The organism is Lewinella sp. LCG006, assembly GCF_040784935.1.
GTDB lineage: Bacteria > Bacteroidota > Bacteroidia > Chitinophagales > Saprospiraceae > Lewinella.
Window position 1 is genome coordinate 3,961,655 of sequence record NZ_CP160680.1, and the last position, 16,997, is coordinate 3,978,651.

General features: G+C 48.7%; 10 protein-coding genes. 4 read left to right on the forward strand and 6 right to left on the reverse strand.

Annotated elements, in window-relative coordinates:
- Nucleotides 1-162: 162 nt before the first annotated feature.
- Entirely contained in the window at nt 163-3,804 is a 3,642-nt protein-coding gene (locus tag AB0L18_RS14330) for a hypothetical protein (protein WP_367387987.1), read from the forward strand.
- Between the two features lie 430 nt (nt 3,805-4,234).
- Here the strand turns inward: AB0L18_RS14330 and AB0L18_RS14335 are convergent, their stop codons facing one another.
- A complete protein-coding gene (locus tag AB0L18_RS14335; protein WP_367387988.1) occupies nt 4,235-6,163 on the reverse strand; it encodes a CocE/NonD family hydrolase in 1,929 nt (642 codons plus the stop codon).
- Nucleotides 6,164-6,279: 116 nt separating this feature from the next.
- Between AB0L18_RS14335 and AB0L18_RS14340 the strand changes: the two genes are divergently transcribed.
- On the forward strand, nt 6,280-8,577 hold the full coding sequence (locus AB0L18_RS14340; RefSeq protein ID WP_367387989.1) for a family 20 glycosylhydrolase: 2,298 nt from the start codon (nt 6,280-6,282) through the stop codon (nt 8,575-8,577).
- 5 nt (nt 8,578-8,582) lie between these two features.
- Here AB0L18_RS14340 and AB0L18_RS14345 read toward each other — a convergent pair whose 3' ends face one another.
- Together AB0L18_RS14345 and AB0L18_RS14350 are read right to left on the reverse strand one after the other, a co-directional pair.
- A complete protein-coding gene (locus AB0L18_RS14345) occupies nt 8,583-9,212 on the reverse strand; it encodes a copper homeostasis protein CutC (protein ID WP_367387990.1) in 630 nt (209 codons plus the stop codon).
- Between the two features lie 223 nt (nt 9,213-9,435).
- Entirely contained in the window at nt 9,436-9,888 is a 453-nt protein-coding gene (locus AB0L18_RS14350) for an ankyrin repeat domain-containing protein (RefSeq protein WP_367387991.1), read from the reverse strand.
- A gap of 97 nt (nt 9,889-9,985) precedes the next feature.
- On the opposite strand from AB0L18_RS14350, the gene AB0L18_RS14355 reads away from it, so the two are divergent.
- Nucleotides 9,986-10,936, forward strand: coding sequence for a LysR substrate-binding domain-containing protein (locus AB0L18_RS14355; RefSeq protein WP_367387992.1), 951 nt, complete (start codon nt 9,986-9,988; stop codon nt 10,934-10,936).
- Between the two features lie 30 nt (nt 10,937-10,966).
- Here the strand turns inward: AB0L18_RS14355 and AB0L18_RS14360 are convergent, their stop codons facing one another.
- From AB0L18_RS14360 to AB0L18_RS14370, 3 genes are all read right to left on the reverse strand, one after another.
- Entirely contained in the window at nt 10,967-11,761 is a 795-nt protein-coding gene (locus tag AB0L18_RS14360) for an anti-sigma factor (RefSeq protein WP_367387993.1), read from the reverse strand.
- Nucleotide 11,762: 1 nt separating this feature from the next.
- Nucleotides 11,763-12,380, reverse strand: a complete 618-nt coding sequence (locus AB0L18_RS14365) for an RNA polymerase sigma factor (protein ID WP_367387994.1) — start codon at nt 12,378-12,380, stop codon at nt 11,763-11,765.
- 161 nt (nt 12,381-12,541) lie between these two features.
- The gene (locus AB0L18_RS14370) at nt 12,542-13,489 is read right to left on the reverse strand and encodes a DUF4382 domain-containing protein (protein WP_367387995.1); all 948 of its coding nucleotides are present in this window, start codon (nt 13,487-13,489) and stop codon (nt 12,542-12,544) included.
- A gap of 216 nt (nt 13,490-13,705) precedes the next feature.
- On the opposite strand from AB0L18_RS14370, the gene AB0L18_RS14375 reads away from it, so the two are divergent.
- Entirely contained in the window at nt 13,706-16,852 is a 3,147-nt protein-coding gene (locus AB0L18_RS14375) for a M36 family metallopeptidase (protein WP_367387996.1), read from the forward strand.
- Nucleotides 16,853-16,997 lie beyond the last annotated feature (145 nt).

Genomic DNA, 16,997 nt, shown 5'->3' on the forward strand with positions numbered 1-16,997 from the left:
CCTCCCCTCATTTAATAACCGGGAAGTTTTCCACATTTAGGGGGTAAAGAGGGGGGACCCTGTCAACCTTATTTATGAGGCCTCACCAACCCTTACACCCTTACACTTTTACACCCTTACACTTTTTTTAAAAACCATCAACCTTCAACAACCAAAAAATCCATGTTCCCAACCATCTTCCGCAACGAAATTTACCACTGGCTCCGCCAGCCTTATGTCTACCTCTTTGGTGGCTTGTTGTTTGTGATCTCCCTGGCGACGATGTGGGGGATGGCTGCCGAAGCTACCGGAGGCCCTGATGCCGAGATATTGAATTCTTACTTTCGGATCAACTTTATGAGCAACTACCTCAGTTTGCTGATGCTGTTTGTGTTGCCTGCGACGATGGGAGCGGCCGTGTACCGGGATTTTAAAAGTGAGATGTATACTTTGTTGTATGCCTACCCGATTACCAAACCCAGCTATTTGGCAGCAAAATTTCTGGCAGCCTACCTCGTGACAGCAGCTGTGGTGCTCACCATAGGCTTGGGTTTCGTGTTGGGAACCCACATGCCGGGTGTCAATAAGGAGGTGCTCATGCCGTTTGAGTTGGGGGCTTATACGCAGCTTTATGCGGTGTATATTTTGCCCAATATGCTGTTGTTTGGCATGCTGGTTTTTGCTATCGTTACCCTCACGCGCAACGTGTACGTTGGTTTTGTAACCATCATTTTGGTGATTGTCTTTCAGGGGCTGATAGGTGGTTTGTTGGGCGGAGAAGACCTTGGTTATTGGGCGGCCTTGCTAGACCCTGTAGGAGATACGGCAGTGAAATATTCGGTAAGATTCTGGACAACAGCCGCACGCAATGAGGAAGCACTGCCTTTGAGTGGAGTCATTTTACACAATCGGTTGTTGTGGATGGGGGTCGTAATCCTCGTTGGCGTTTATGTGTATCGCAGGTTCAGTTTTCAACAGTTTTCTCAAAACAAGAAAGGGAAAAACGATGAAGCAGCTCCCCGCAAGCAAGAAATTTCCTTTTCACCGGCACAAATGCCCGTGGTTAATTATCAGTTTGGGCTTACCCAGCGGTTGCACACGCTTTGGCAGGTTGCGAAGGCCGATTTTCGCTATATCGTCTTTAGCTGGCCTTTTCTGGTGATGCTTTTTGCGGGTTTTCTGTTGGTCTATTTCCAGCAGCACCAGATGAACCCCATGTACGGTTTTGAGCTACTACCCACCACGGGAAGGATGCTCTTGGTGCCGATGTTTATCTTCAGTTTGGTGATCAATTTACTGACCTTTCTGTACGTCGGAGTCCTCCAGTTTCGGGGGCAGACGACACGTATGGGCGCATTGGTAGATACGGTGCCGCAACCCGATTGGGTATTGATGTTGTCAAGATTAGTAGCCGTTTTATTGATGCAAATGCTGCTGTTGGGATTAGTGATGGTCGCGGGAATCCTGGCGCAGACCTTACAAGGTTATTATCGGTACGAGTTGTGGCATTATGTTTTTGAATTGCTGGGGCTGCAATTTATTCATTTCGTCATCTGGGCTTGTGTGGCCATGCTGGTACAGACCTTGGTGAAGAACATGTACCTCGGCTTCTTTTTGCTGCTGCTGATGCCAACGGCAGTGGCTGGTTTGCGGGTCATCGGTGATTATTTGCAGTGGCCTTTCCTGCGTGAAAGCATTGTACAGTTCAATCAGGTGCCCGGAGTTACCGTCGGGTTCAATTACTCCGCCTTAGCGGGATATGGTGCGATCTTGCCTTTGTATTATGGGTACAAAACCTACTGGCTGGTGCTGGGCATTATCTTTTTACTGCTGAGTCTGCTGTGGTGGCGGCGCGGTATTGTTTTTACCTGGCGGGAACGCTGGTGGGTATGGAAACAAAGGTTCAACAGCGGTTTAAGAACACCTGTCGCCTGGTCTGTGATCTTGTTCCTTTTAATGGGGGGCTACCTTTATCTGGAAGAAAACATTTTGACATCGGCACAATATACAGCTACCAGGCAACAACATATATCAGGCTTGAACGAACAGCGATACCTGCGTTTTCAGGACTATCCTCAGCCATTGCTGGCACGGGCGGAGATCAACATGGACATCTACCCAAAAGCGCGTGATTTTACCGCTAGCGGGCAATTGTACTTTGTCAATAAGCTCGATCAAACGATTGATACCATTCTGGTAGCAAGTAGTTTTAGAGAGATCACCGAGTACCAATTGATTCCGCCCAATAAGTTGGTCAGTAAAGACGAAGAAGTACGTTTTGATGTATGGGTATTGGAGCAGCCCTTAGCCAAAGGCGATACTTTGGCGATGCGTTTTACCGTGCGAAATTACCCCAATACCCTCTTGTACGATAACAGTCGGGTCGCCAAAAATGGCACCTACATCAACGCCGATATTTTGCCTAATCTCGGCTTTCGGAACCTCTACCTGAGTGGAAAAGAGAAAAGAGCCAGCTACGGATTACCACCTCACAAAGAACGGGAACTCCTACCGTCGGATACTACCTTGTTGGGGTACGGATTTAGTGGAAACAACATGGAACGCATCATCTACGAAACGACGGTGAGCACTTCTGCCGATCAGCAAGCTTTTTCGATGGGGAACCTGGTACGCTCCTGGACGGAAGGTGATCGTCACTACGCCCATTATCGCTCCGAGGGTTTGATTACCAATAATATCTCTTGGCTATCGGGGCGCTACGTCCGCAAGACGGCTTCAGCGCAAGGGATTGGTTTAGCGATTTACTATGATCCTGCCCATACACAAAATTATGAGCGTATAGTAGACGGGCTTCAGTCGTCGCTGGATTATTGCCGGCGCTGGTTTGGGCCTTTGGCGTATGATAGTTTGCGCCTCGTAGAGTTTCCAATTACGAAAGGCACCCATGCTACCTTGAATGGGAACTTGATTCCTTATTCGGAGGCATTATTTCTTTGTAAAGTAGACCCCACGGAGGAAGACCCGCTTGATATTCCTTTTTATTCTTCGGCCCATGAGGTAGCACACTACTGGTGGGGGCATCGCGTAGATCCGGCCAATGTGGATGGTGGAAAACTCGTGACCGAAGCCCTGGCGGAGTACATTGCGATGCAAGTGATGAAGCAGGAATTGGGCGAAAAACGACTAAAGGCCTTCCGGAAAACGATGCACGATGTCTACTTACGAGCACGCGCTCAACGCGGCGATGAAGTACCCTTGATGCTGGCCAAAGAAGGGCAGGATTACCTGAATTACTACAAAGGAGGCCTGGCTTTCTACGCGCTGAGCGAATACTGGAACGAGGAGGCCCTTAATGGTAGTTTGGCCAGCTACGAGGCTGCTCGCCGCCATGCACCGCCGCCTTACCCAACCTCGCTGGAACTGATGGCCCACCTGAAAAAGGAGGTGCCAGATAGCCTGAGGTACCTGCTGGAAGATTATTTTGAGACCATCACCTTGTATGAGAACCAGCTAGGAGCGGTAGTGATTACAGAAAAAGCTGGCGCAGGATACGAAGTGAAACTGTCTTGCCAAGTGACGAAATACCACGCCAACAAGAGTGGCAAGAGAACTTATACCAATGCCGCCGGAGATCATCTGCAAGCTGGCGCGATCCAGTCTTTGCCCTTGCAGGACTACATCCTAATAGGGTTTTATCAAGATACCGACGAGGGAGAAGTCTTGCTCGCCAAGACCATGGTAAAGGTGTCCTCCATCCAGAATGATCTCCAATTTATGCTGACCCAACGCCCGGATCGCATTGTAATTGATCCGGATTTGCTGCTCTTTGAGGAAAATCGGGAAGACAACAGGTGGGAGGATTAGGCTGTATATAGTGTGCCGCCGCTGACGGTTAGGAGTAGCCCATTCGTATAAATACATTCATGTAATTACACAGGGGGTATACTACTCTGCGCTGCTCTGCTCCATAGCGGCGGGTTTCAAACCCGACGCTATGGAGCAGAGCGAGCACAGCCAGGGATAGTAGCGGTACCGAAGGTGATAGCGGATAGCCCGGCCGCCCCCGCTTTGCGGGGTGGCGGGGATGCCAAAAGAATTATTTAAGACATATTCTGATGGGGAGGTTATAGCGAACGGCGACAGCTTTACCCCCCTGGCTAGCGGGAACCCATTGCCAGCCAAGGTCACTTTCCACCGAATTTGCAGGTTTTGAACCATGTGAGGGATTATAAGTACATATAAGCATCTTTTTTAGAGGTACTTATAATCCCTTGCGTAGTTTTAAAAAACAAACCTACTCAATGACACTCACCTTGATTTTACTCTGGTATTCTCCCATGTGATACAGTTTATGTTCCTGAACCTTAAAATCCTCTTCGGTAGCTTCAAAGATGTTGGGCACGAAGGTCTGCGGGTTCATGTCGATGTAGGGAAACCAGCTGCTGTGAACCTGAACCATGAGGCGGTGACCTTTTTTGAAGGTGTGCATCACATCTTGCAATTTCCAACTAACTTCGGTGATTTCGTTAGGGGCAAAGGGGACGCCCTTTTCGAAGCCGTTGCGGTAGCGACCGCGGAAAGCCTCGCCTCTGACCAATTGCTGGTAACCACCCATGGTGAGGTGGTCTTGGGTTTCTTCGTAATCGGGGTGGTCGTCGGGATAAACGTCGATAACTTTCACGATCCAGTCGGCATCGGTGCCGGTGGTACTGACGAATAGCTGGGCGCTGATAGGCCCGGCCAAGGTGAGGTCTTCGGTGAGCGGCTCGGTGGTGAAGGTGAGCACGTCCGGACGGCGAGCAACGTGACGCTGATCATCGGCCATGTATTTGCGGGGGATAAAGAGGGGCTTGATGTCGGTATTAAAGGGTACCGGGTGAGCCGGATCGCTGATGAAGGAGGTAGCGGCTGATTCCGTCTTTTGGTCTTTTTCCAAAATTTTCCCCTGATCGCTGAGGAAGAGGGTACGTTCCTGCGCTTGCTGCGGCGGCCAGTTGGCGAAATCGCGCCATACTTTGGTACCACAATCGAACATGTGGGCTTCGGGTAGGCCGGTCTTGCCGTCGGCGGGACCTTTGAGCCAGTGGTGGAAGAAGCGAGCTTCGACCTGGGCCTGGTAGTCTTCGTTGATGTTTTCACCGAAGAAGACATTGCTGACAGCTTGGCGACCCTTGCGGCGCGACCAGTCGCCGTGGCTCCAGGGGCCCATAACGATGGTGTTGTAGGTTTCGTCGTTCCACTTTTCGATGTTGCCATAAGTCATGAGTGGCCCGTAGAGGTCTTCGGCATCAAACCAACCGCCTACGGTCATTACTGCTGGCCGGATGTCTTTGAGGTGCTGGACGATGTTGCGGCTTTGCCAGAATTCGTTGTAGTCGGGATTGGCCATGATTTCTTTCCAGAAGAAGTTGTCCTGGTCGGTGATGGCATCCAGCTTGGAGAGTGGGGTGTGTTTGAGGTAGAAATCGTAGGGATCGGGGCCCATGTAGGGAAACTCGTACCAGGCTTCGCTGGTAGGTGCCGTTTTTTGGATACCGAAGAGGTTGTTGACCGACCAGTAAGCGAGCGTGTAAGCCCCGTTGTGGTGAAAGTCGTCGAAGTAAAAATCCCCGATCGGGGCTTGCGGGCTCACTGCTTTGAGGGCAGGGTGCGCATCAATGAGGGAACAGGTGGAATAGAAACCGGGGTAGGAGATGCCCCAAACGCCTACCTTGCCCGTATTGTTGGGAATATTTTTTACCAGCCAGTCGATACTGTCATAAGTGTCGCTACTTTCGTCTATCTGGCTGGTGGTGCGCTTGTTGGGGATGTAGGGGCGCATATTGTCGAAGGTGCCCTCGCTCATCCAACGGCCGCGCACATCCTGGAAGACGAAGATGTACTTTTCGTTGGCCATGTCTTGAAAACGGCTAAAATCTTCCGGATACTGATCCGCTCCATAGGGCTGGGCACTGTAGCAGGTGCGCTGGAGCATGATGGGGTAGGGCTTGTCGGGGCTGGCATCCTTGGGGGTGTAGACCGCAACATAGAGCTTGATACCATCGCGCATGGTGATGTAGTGCTCGGTTTTGTTGTAAAAATCGCGCGGACTGGTGGCGGGCGTCAGGTCCTCCTCCTGAGGGACGGTAGTTGTAGTGGAGACCGTGGTGGATTGTGTAACTTGCTGCGTGGGCGTGCAGGCAAACAGCACAAGGGTCAGGAGCAAGAGTAGGGTATTCCTCATGGTTGTGGTTTTTGAGGAATAAATATAGTAATAGTTACGGATGGGAGCTTGAAAATCTGACCAGCTGTATTGTAAACATTTGGGGGAATTGTTCTTTTCTTTTTAAATAAAATACCATGTACAAAGCCATTTTTTTCTTTCTCTGCATCACGGTAACCTTGACATCGTGTGGTTCTTCACCGATCAACTTAGCGCATCAATATGTCGTTATTCCACTGCCCCAAAAAATGGCCCCAGCGGAAGGTCAATTTATTTTAGATGAATCCACTACTGTATTGGTGGAAGATCAAAATGAGGAGATAGAAGCGGTGGCGGAGCAATTGTTGGCCGTATTGGAGGAGGCAATTGGGAGAAGGCAAGTGCAGAGGGAGGCTCCAAGTGGGCACCAGATCGTCTTTCGCCAGGACATCACTATAGAAGCCCCGGAGGGCTACCGACTATTGATATCGCCGCAGCAGGTAAGCATAGAAGCCGCTACGGCTAAGGGCATGTTTTATGCGGTCCAAACTATACGGCAATTGCTGTCTTATGATGCTCAGGCGGGAGGTATCTGGTTTATTCCCGCTGCCACCATTGAAGATGCACCCCGTTTTTCCTACCGTGGCATGCACCTCGATGTCGCCCGCCATTTTTACCCGGTGGAGACGGTCAAGAAAATCATCGACCAATTGGCTTACCATAAAATGAATACCTTCCACTGGCACCTTACGGATGATCAAGGGTGGAGGATAGAGATCAAAAAATACCCCAAGCTGACGGAGGTGGGTGCTTTTCGCAACGGTACCTTGATCGGGCACTACAATGATCAACCCCATCGGTTTGACGATCAGCGCTACGGCGGGTTTTACACTCAGGAAGAGATCAGGGATGTTATCCGCTACGCAGAAGAGCGCTTTGTGCAAATTATTCCTGAGATAGAGTTGCCGGGGCACGCCCAGGCCGCTTTGGCTGCATATCCCGAGCTGGCTTGTACGGATGGGCCTTTTGAGGTGTGGCAAAAATGGGGGGTCTCGGAAAATGTTTTTTGCCCAACTGAAACGACTTTTACCTTTTTGGAAAATGTCTTAACCGAAGTTGCTGCGCTTTTCCCAGGGAAATACATCCATATCGGCGGCGACGAGTGCCCCAAGTCGGCCTGGAAGGAAAGTGCTTTTTGTCAGCAATTGATGAAAGAACAAGGGTTGAAGGATGAGCATGAACTACAGAGTTATTTCATCCGCCGGATAGAAGCTTATTTGAACAGCATAGGAAAGCAAATTATTGGCTGGGATGAAATCCTGGAAGGAGGCCTTGCTCCCAACGCTACCATCATGTCGTGGAGAGGTATCGAAGGCGGGATAGAAGCGGCCAATGCCAACCATGATGTGATCATGACACCTGGTTCTCATTGTTATTTTGATCACTACCAAAGCGATCATCCTGATGAACCCATCGCTATTGGCGGATTGACGACCCTGGAAAAAGTCTATCATTACCAACCAATTCCAGAAGGTTTGCGGGTATCGCAACACCAATTTATTCTAGGGGCACAAGCGAATTTATGGACGGAGTACATCACGACGGAGGAACAGCTGGAATACATGATATTTCCGCGCCTTTGCGCTTTAGCGGAAGTGCTCTGGACAGGGGACAGGGGGGCTTTTGAAGATTTTGTAGTGCGCCTGACTACTCACCTCAAACGCTTGGAAGCGATGGGGATAAAACCGGCGAATCATTTGTACGAAATCAAAGCAGAGATCACTACAAATGATGGCCGTATTGCCACCAACCTGAGTACACTTGCCCAAGATGCACAGCTACATTATACCCTCGACGGGAGTGTGCCTGGCCCCGAAAGCCCTGTTTATACCTCGGCCTTGTTCATCGATTCCACCACGACCATCAGCGCTCAAAATTACCTGGAAGGTAAAGCCATCGGGCGAAGCTGGCAGCAGGAAATTCGTTTTCACCAAGCTACAGGGCAAGCCATTACGTTGGTAAATGCCCCTCACCCTAAATACAGTAGTGGGGGGCCACAGGCACTCATCAATGGGATCAATGGCAGTGATGAACGCTACGGCGATCAGGAATGGCTAGGTTTTGCTGGCGACGACTTCATCGCAACGATTGATCTCGGTGCGATGAAAGAAATCAGTGAAGTTGCTTTTCGGTTTTTCAAAGGAGAAGGCCAGTGGATTTATCTGCCCGCCAGCGTTGTGGTCGCTGCTTCCGAGGATGGAGTAAGCTACACTGAGGTTGGAAGGTTAGGGCAGCTAACAGGCGCAAGCAAGGTGGTAAGTCCTCAAATTGATTTTCCGATGACCAAAGCGCAGTGCGTAAAAATAGAAGTCCAAAACTTCGGCATCATACCTCAAGGGCAACAAGGAGGAGGGAACCCATCGTGGCTTTTTGTGGATGAGATAAGGGTGGATTGAATTGATCACAACTCCCCCAAAATCCTCCGCCCATGATAGGCGGGAACGGGGATGCTGCTTTGCACAAGGGCCAGATTGTCTTGGGTAATTTTGCCAGCAGCGATGATGTGTTTTGAAGGGGCCAAGGCCTTCTGCATGGCCATGATTTGGGCAGCACCTTCGAGGGCTGTTGGTGCACCACCAGAGGTAAGTATACTGGTGAGATTGGGGATCTGATTGAGCGCAGGAATACTGGCGAGCGGATCAGTTACGTAGTCAATCACTTTGTGAAGGGTGAATTTCCCTTCCGGAAAAGCCTCGCACAGCGCACGAATGGCTGTAATGTCAAGGGTGTTTTCAGGTGTAGCCATCCCGATAACGAAATGCTGGATATTGATTTTACGAAACTCCATGATGCTGTCCCACATGCTACGCAGTTCTTCCGGCTGGAAAACGAAATTACCTCCTCTGGGGCGGATCATCACTTTGATGGGGATGCTTATTGCTGCTGAAACCTGCTGGGTAAGGGCGAGTGTGGGCGTAAGGCCATCTTGGGCCAAGTCGCTACACAACTCTATTTGATCGGCTCCTCGCTTGGCGGCAGTGATCGCTTCATCGAGTGTTTCCACACAAGATTCGATAATGGTTTTTTTCATTGTTGAGAGCACGTTTTAGGATGGATAAGTAAAAGTAGGCAATTATATATTCTGATCATGCAAGAACAGTTGTATAATGGATGAATAAAGGAATTACCCTCCCCAAAAGAGGACCAGTGAGCATTTCACTTATTAAGGGGTATTAACCATTTTAGGATACCTCTACCTTTTAAACCAGACGAGCAGATGCGAGTTGGATTTCTTACCTGCTGCTAAAGCCAAGCTAATCACTCAGCACATCCACCAACGCCTGGTTTTTGGCGTGTTGTAATGCCGTTTTTCCATTGGAATCTTTCAGATTTTTATCAGCACCTGCTTCCAATAGCATTTTTACGATGTTGGTATGGCCATAGGTGGCAGCAAAGATGAGGGCCGTAGCGCCTAGCTCATTTTGAATGTTCACCGCTGCACCATGATCCAATAGCAGTTGAACAGTTTCTTCTGATCCTTTAAAACATACACCCATCAAGGCGGTGTTGCCAGATGCCGCTTGGTCGTCGATATCGGCACCCGCTTTTAATAGTTCTTTTACAATAGGAAGCTGCCCACTATAGGTAGCCATAACGAGGGGGGTGAATCCACGGGCGTCCATTTCTTCTGCTAAAGTGGGTTGAGCAGCAAGTTGTGTTTTTACCTCTTCTAAGTTACCTACACGGATGGCATCGAAAAAATTCATTGCTTTTATTTAGGTTCAATCTCAAAAATACAATAAGTAGTTTTAATACAAGTGATAATGTTATTAGATTTGCTTATACCTTGAATTGCCACAGATTATGACCCTTCAACAGCTTGAGTACGCTTTTTTTCTGCTTAAAACAGGTTCCTTTAGTAAGGCGGCTAAAAGGGCAGGGCTTAGCCAGCCGGCTATTAGTCAACAGATTACCAAGTTGGAAAACGAGCTTGGTTTTGCTGTTTTTGATCGGCAGACCAAGCCTATTAAAACAACGCCCCTGGGGCTGCGATTTCTCGAAAGAGCCCAGATGTTACTACTAGAAGCCCAACAACTCAGAGAGTTCGCGCTGCAACTGGAAGAGGATGCAGAGGGAAGTTTGACGATTGGTATTATACCTACACTGGCTCCTTACCTGGTCCCCTTTTTTATCCAAGACTTGCAGCAAAAGCATCCGCGGATAAAACTCAATGTTCAGGAGATGATGACCAAGGAAATCGTACGTGGTATTCTGGATGGGGAACTGAACGGTGGCATTATCTCTACGCCGATTGCCAGTCAGTTGGAGTTTGAGTACGTTCCTTTGTTTTTTGAAAAATTCTTCCTTTACATCTCTTACAAACATCCCCTTTTTCAGCAAAAAGAGGTGAATCTGGACCAAATAAAAATGGAAGATTTATGGCTGCTCAATGAAGGCAACTGCTTCAGTGATCAGGTAAATAATATGTGTCAATTGAATTACCTCAATAAGCAAAAGCCTCAATTGGAATATGGTAGCAATTCGATCGAAGCCCTGCGACGTATCGTAGAACATAAAGGGGGCTTAACTTTTCTGCCCGAACTGGCGACATTGAATGTTTCTTCTAGCCACGAAGACATGATCAAAAAGATTGCTGGCCCCGTGAGAGCCCGCGAGATCAGCATGATTTTTCTGAACAACAACCCTAAAAAACAGCTGCTGCTCAAACTCAAGGATGTTATTCAGGATAACCTACCCAAATCGGTATTGCAAAAGGGGGAGAAGTTGTTGGTGAAAACGAATGTGGAGGTTTAGAGTGCTCTCCCGATGCTCGGGATCGCATCCCTACCCCGTCGTACCAATCACCACCATCTCTTCCAGCGTGGGTACTACGCTACCTCCGCGAGGCTCGAGCGTAACGGCAAAGGCCTGAACATTTTCAATGAAGGGTACTTCCTGAAGGGTGCTGCTGGTATCAACTGTGACATCAAAGACGCCCATGTCTACTGGGGTGCCGTCTACGATGGCCCATAGCTGGTATTGCTTGTCGGCAGCAGGCGTCGCAAGGTTGATGATATCAAGATAAGACTTCCTGGTTTCCGCATTATAGATGATCGATGCGAAGGCAGTTGTATCTTTATCCGTACCACGCATTTGGATCAGGCTGTTGCCCGATTGGCGAATGGTTTGCAATTGGTTGAGTAGGCCACGATTGGTTTCGGTGGTTTCATCACAATCTAGTTGCAAGTTTTGATAATCTATCGCCAATTCTTGATAGCTACGATCTTTCTCCTGGTTGTCATAAAACAACCAGGCAGCGGCAGCCAGCGCAATAATTGCGAGCCCCATCAACCATCCATTAAAGCCTCCTCTAGAGGAAGGAGGGGGCGGCGGTGTCGGGCGTGGATCAGGTACGACGTTCTCCAGGCTATCGTTAAGCCGTTGTTTAAAGTCGGGGCTTGGAGTGTCTTGGTATAGGGAAAGGTATTTCTCTATGGCGTACTCTATCTGGCGCAATTCTTCTACCAGCTCAGGATATTGCTGGAGATGGGCCTCCACCTCGCTTCTCTCCGTGGGAGAGAGCAAGTCGAAAGCGTATTGCTCCAAAATTCCAGATGCTATGTATGCTTTGATGTCCACGTCAGTGCCAATCGTTTAAAAGGTTCGTTAATGTAGCAATGACCGTCAACAATTGCTTGAGGTGATCATCCTTAAGTTTTTCGCGCAGCAATTCAATAGCTTTTCGCAGGCGGGTTTTTATGGTTCCCAGAGGAATACCTAGTTCTTCTTCGATTTCTCGTTGGGAATAAGCCTGAAAATAAGCCAGGTCGATCAGCTGGCGGTACTTGGGGTCGATGGAGTCGAGGACTTTCTGGAGGCCAGCGTCTGCTATTTGCGACTCTTCACTTCCCAATACATCAATACTTACGAGATTTTCTGTGCTAGTGGTTTCTTTGTTTTTACGAAACCCTGCAGAACGCACTTTATCAATAGCCGTATTACGAGCAATGTTGGCAAACCAGGTGAATAACCGGCCCTTACCTGGCTCGTATTTTAGTGCGTTTTTCCAGATTTTTAGGAAAGTATCCTGAAGGACTTCTTCCGCGATCTCGTGTGAACCTACAATACGTTTAATAACTCCCAGAAGCGTTTCAGCGTAATTCTGATAAATAAGATCAATCGCAGCACGGTCTGACCGACTGAGAAGGAGCGCAATTTGCAACTCTAATTGATCCCTTTTTTCGAAATTGTTAGTCATTAAAGTATTATTCAACGGCAAGGTAAATAAAATGATGGACGTGGCGCAACATATATTCCTTCAAATTATCATTTATATGAAACAAGGGTAACCGTCGTTAACGATGGATACCCTTGTAACTCAAATGATAACAATACTGTTCATTACAGCAAGCAACATTCCTAAAGCGGAATCAAACCAGTGACCAATACATTGGCCGTTACCGTAGCCTGAGCATCTACTGTAATGGCACCGAGGTCGATGCTTGAGACGGCATCCAGCAGCAGCGTACCCTGTAGGTCACTTGTGCCGTCGTTGTCTTCATCTTTGAAAGCTGCAAAGTGAATTTCGTACTCACCAGACTCCAAAAAGTGAAGTTCATAATCACCATTACTGGCCACTACCGCACTTGTGACTGCGCCCTGGAACGTTAGGTCGTTTTCTCCATTTACTTCATTAGCACGCGTGTAGGTGCCTTTGCGGTAAGCAAACACCACCAAGGTTTCACTGTTCGAGATGAAATCCTGGCAATTGCCGGCAATCACACCACTTTCGGCACGATTGACGAGCCTTAAAGAACTGTTGAAACGACTGCTGTTGACAAACTCGTATTCGTCTTGTGGCGTAGGATTGCTCTCTCTGGTGAGGCATTTCCGTAAATCAAAATCAATGATTAGCTGGGTGGTTTGATTGGCAATAATGTCAAAGTTATTGCTGATCCGCACTTCGTCGCTGGTACTGCGAATGGGCTGCTTATTGCCGTTTTCGTCGACCACATAACAGCCGGGACTGTTGCCACTGGCATCCGTATCATAATCGAGCACCAGCGTGATTTGATTGTAAGACTTTGCGTCTAGATTCAGCGCTCCCAGCATTTCGGTATTCCCGTTTTGGTAAGCCAAAATATCCAGTGAGGTTTTGGAGAATCCACTGATGGATTGCCCGTCAACACGCACGTCGGCAATGGTCACAAAGACGGCTTGCACCCCTGCGTCATCTACTGGAGCATCAGTGATTTCTACGGCTACCTCGCCTTGTAGTTGGCTGTCGTCTGGATCCTTTTCACAGGATAAAAAGCTGAAAATCATTAGGATAATCAATGTTGCGAAGCTTCCATTTTGGTAAGTCATAGGATACTTTTTTTGAAAAATGTTCATGAAAAAAATTAACAACTTAATAACTCACCCCGGCTGAAAAATATTTTCCAATTTTTTTTCCCATGCTTTTTCAAATATCAGACGAGCGGTCTTTTGGCCTTGTATAGCTGCACATTTGTAACAAGAGGAAGAGCCGTAGCTGCTGAAACAAACCTCTTTTTAATTGCCACAAACTTTAAATCACAAATAATGAATTCGTACACACTACTACATGACAACCTACTGAAGCCCTGCAGCCTGTTGTTGGTTGCTTTCCTGTTTTGTACAGGATTAATGGCGCAGAAAACCTACACCACAGACGAGGTAAAGTCGATACTGTTAAAGGAAAAGAGCGACCGTATGCAGGCTGCCGATTTTAATGATTTAGCCATTACTGCTCAGTATACGGATAAAGTAGCTGGGCTTACGCACGTTTATGTGCAACAGCATTACCAAGGCATTCCTGTGGTGGAAGCACAAGGTGGATTACATTTTGACGGCGCCGGGAAATTAGCCTACCATGTCGATCATTTTGTAGCCAATCTCGCCAGCAAAGCCCGCCAGCAAAACGCAAGTCTAGGGGCAGCCGAAGCAGTGGAAGCCGCATTGGGTAACCTGGGCATTGCCGCCGATAAACTTACCCTCAAAACAGAAAAAAGTGCTAACAGCTACGTCTTTGAGCAAACAGCTTATACAGGAATGGACATCCCTGCCCGTCTGGTCTATCTCACCAACCAGAGTGGTGATCTCACCCTCGCCTGGGAAGTAGGGATCTACACGCTCGACGAAAACAACTACTGGCAAATGTACCTCGATGCCCGCAGTGGCCGCGAGTTGAGCCGCCAGGACATGGTCATCCACTGCCAGTTTAGTAAAGCAGACGGCCACGACCACACCCACGGAGAAGCCTGTGAACTCAACCAGCCCAACAGCCTGGAGCAAATCCTGAAGAATACTACTTCAAATACGGCTTCTACCGCTTTTTCTGGCACCAACTTTTACCGCGTGTACGATGCACCTATAGAGGCCCCTACTTTCGGAGAACGCACCCTGGTAGGTACCAGCGGCGATCCGGTAGCTTCTCCATTAGGTTGGCACAACGATGGCATTTTACAGCACAATATTACCAAAGGCAACAATGTCTACGCGTACCAGGATCCCGGCCCGCTCAGTACCGGTATTCCTTCTATCGGTGGTCTGCCCGGCCAGCAGCCATTGGTTTTTGATTTTGATGCGGACCTCAATCTGCCTCCTATTACCTTCCGTGATGCTGCCATCACGAACTTGTTTTACTGGAATAACTTGATCCATGATATGTTGTATCCTTACGGTTTCACCGAAGCAGCAGGTAATTTTCAATCGACCAACTTCGGACGTGGTGGTGCTGGCAATGATGCCGTTTTAGCGGAAGCACAGGATGGTTCAGGTGTTGATAATGCCAATTTCCTTACCCTGGCAGATGGCTTGCCTGGCCGGATGCAGATGTTTCTCTGGACAGGAGTGCCCCTGATTGATGGTGACTTTGACAGCGGTGTTATTCTGCACGAATACGGTCACGGTATTTCTACTCGCCTGACGGGCGGCCCAGCAGCTACCTGCCTTGGTGGTGATGAGCAAAGTGGTGAAGGTTGGAGTGATTTCTTTGGCTATATGTTCACCATGAACCCCAATACGGTGCCTGCTGTATTTGCAGAGGGCCGTGGTATTGGTTCTTACGTTTTCGGTGAAGCACCTGACGGCGATGGTATTCGCCCTGCTCGTTACAGCACTGACTTTGGTGTCAACGATTACACTTACGGTGATCTGAACAATAGCGAGATTTCTGCGCCTCACGGTGTCGGGTTCATCTGGGCTACGATGCTCTGGGAGATGACGGCCAAATTGGTAGACGCCTACGGTTATGATACAGATGTAGTGAATGGCAATGGTGGCAACAACTTAGCGATCCAACTGGTGGTCACGGGCCTTAAACTACAGCCTTGTTCTCCCACTTTCGTGGAACAGCGTGATGCTATTCTGGCAGCTGATCAATTGCTTTATGGTGGCGCCAACAAGTGCCTGATCTGGGAAGCATTTGCCAAGCGCGGCCTGGGTTTCAGCGCACAGTCAGGTACCAACAGTCGCGGTGATGAGATCGAAGCTTTTGATATGCCTCCCGCTTACTGCCTGCCTTCAGTAGAAATGACCACAGAAGTAACCAGCTTGGCTACCAATGGTGAAACCATGGAAGTGAAGATCAATGTGATCAACAATGCGGAGACTTCAATTGGTGGTATCAAAGTAACCAATCAGAAGCCTTTGGGTACCAGTGTAGTGAGTGCTAGCCAGCCTTACAGCAATTCGCAGGGATTGATGAAGTTCAATAACATTAGTGTACCGGCAAACAGCACCCACACGATTACGATTGTATTGAGTGTCAACAGCCCTAGCACGGCCGAAATGTTGCTGCGTGACGACCTGGAAGCCAATCCTTTTGGCTGGACGGCATCTCCCGGTCTCAATCAGTTTGTCTGGACAACAGAGGATGCATTCAGCGGCGACTATTCTTTTAAGACCACAAACCCTGATAACCTCAGCAACCTCACCCTGACCTGGAACGAGCCCATGAACGTTACTAGCGGCACCCACCTGCGCTTTGCTCATCGTTTCAATACTGAAGCCAACTTTGACGGAGGCCTGGTAGAAGTCTCTAACGACGACGGATTGACCTGGACCGACCTCGGACCACTGTTTGTGGAAAATGGCTACAACAACTTCGTCGCATTAGCAGACAATCCGCTGATCAATGGTTTCTGCTTCGGCGGTAACTCTGGAACGTTTATTCATTCTATGGCGGATTTGAGCCCATTTGCTGGACAGACCTTGCGCCTGCGCTTCCGCTTCGCTTCGGATGTGCTGACTGCTGCCGAAGGATGGTTCATCGATGATGTAGAGTTAGTCAATGACCCTTATACCGCCACCAATACCGCTAGCTTCTCTATGGCCAATGGAGCCGTTACCGGACAAGCTACCGACGAAGTACTCTTCATTGCTACCAACAATGCAGCAGCATTTCAGGGAGCAACGACTACGCCACAAACGGCACCAAATGCTCGCAACATCACTTCGGTGGAAACCGACAACGATTTCCAACTAGCACCTAATCCAAGTGCTACCAAGGTGCAAATCTTCCGCAACAACTGGACGGAAGCAGCAGCCTCTGTACGAATCATGGACGCCCGTGGCCAGGTTGTTTATGCTGCACAGGTGAAGGATCAGCAAGCATCATTAGATGTAAGCAACTGGCCTGCAGGTATCTACCTGGTACAGATGCAAGCTGGCGACGAGCTAATCAGTAAGAAACTAATTGTCGAATAAGTATACATTTCTGGGTCTATAGTTTCAGGAACCTCAGTCGGGAAGTTGATGCTTTCCGACTGGGTTCCTTTTTTTTCCCATGCTTTTTCAAATATCAGATTAGAGAAGAAAACCCTTCTTCTGCCCGTAGTTTTGAAATATCAAG